At 63.3% G+C, this 1356-nt stretch carries 2 protein-coding genes; one reads left to right on the top strand and one right to left on the bottom strand.

The window, feature by feature from the left end; genetic code table 11:
• Positions 1-7 precede the first annotated feature (7 nt).
• A complete protein-coding gene (locus AC5Y42_RS23580; protein ID WP_499900979.1) occupies positions 8-385 on the top strand; it encodes a cellulose-binding domain-containing protein in 378 nt (125 codons plus the stop codon).
• A gap of 111 nt (positions 386-496) precedes the next feature.
• On the opposite strand, the gene AC5Y42_RS23575 is transcribed toward AC5Y42_RS23580, so the two are convergent.
• Entirely contained in the window at positions 497-1324 is an 828-nt protein-coding gene (locus AC5Y42_RS23575; protein ID WP_499900978.1) for a DUF1906 domain-containing protein, read from the bottom strand.
• Positions 1325-1356: the final 32 nt, after the last annotated feature.

Here is a 1356-nt window from a genome sequence, read left to right as displayed (position 1 = left end):
GCTTCACGTGGCCGTGCCGGTATTACTGGTTATCCTCGGACTTGCCATCACCCCCATTGCTCATGCGGCTGCGGCCGCTGCGACGTTGTCGGTGGAACATACCTGGCAGACCGGATTCATCGCGCGATTCGCCATCTCCAACGCGAGCACAGTGCCGCTCAGCGATTGGAAGCTTGAATTCGACATGCCGGTGGGACAATCCATCTCGCACGCGTGGAACAGCACAGTTACCCAATCTGGCACGCACTTTGTCGTCACCCCTGCGAATTGGAATCGCGTCATCGCGCCCGGTGGTTCAGCCACAGGTGGTCTAAGAGGTGTGCTGACCGGCGCCTACTCACCACCGACGAACTGCGTGCTCAACAGGCAATATTTGTGCACCTAGAGGCGACTGCGCACTGAGACTCGACCGCTTTGAGGCCCACTAAGCCAAACGCCGTCCGTAGGTTCACATGTCGCACACGATCATGCCGAGCGCAGCGCACGTCAGCAGCACCTACCGCACATCGCCATTCGGATAACTCCCCGAGTGGAGGTTCCACTGGCCGCAATCGGGCGCCAGGACGTCGTTGACGTCGACTTCGAGTCCGCCGACCCGCGGGCCGGGATTGGACGCGGTGCTCACGACGCGCTGATACAGAACAGCAGCGGGGTGAACCCGATTGCCAGACCAGGCTCGAGTTTGCCAGGCCCACCGGCGGCCAGTTGTGCTCGAAAACCCGATAACGCCATCGGCCGCGGCCCACTGGCAGACATTGATGCCGCCGTAGACCCCGGTGCGTTGGACTCCAAGAACCGCATTGATGCCACGAAACCACTGCAGCGCGAGGCGATTCCAAGTGTCGCGGTTGATGTCCTCGTCGATGGTGAAGAAAATCGGAGCACTCTGGCCGCCGCCTGCCGCGGTGTGCAGTTGCCAGGCGGTGCGCGCGTCCGCGATGCCGCCGGCGTAGCCCCGCGTGAAGTCCGATGGCGCCGTACCACCTGGCTTTCCGTATTGGTAGTTACTGACGATCGCCAAGCCTGCGGCTGTGAGCGACTCGGCGTAGGGCCGCGTGATCGGCTTGGCGCCAAACGACGAGCCAGGACGTGACAGCGAGACGTAGTTGATCACCCCGCTATAGCCGGCAGCTCGGATTTGCTGCGCCGGAATCTGCCGCGCGGCGAAGTCGATCAGTTGAGGAGTGGCCGCGGCCGCCATGGGCATGCCACAACCGCGTGATGCGGCACCCAGGCCGGCGAACGCAGTGGCGTAGCGCAACACGTCGCGCCGGGAAACTGTATGCAGCCGACCGTGGCTCGCCGCCGGGGGCACATTGCGCATCGCGCGATGTTAACGATGTGACCGCTGTGAAC

Source organism: Mycobacterium sp. NGS48 (assembly GCF_059812585.1).
This window is presented reverse-complemented; position numbering and strand designations above follow the sequence as displayed.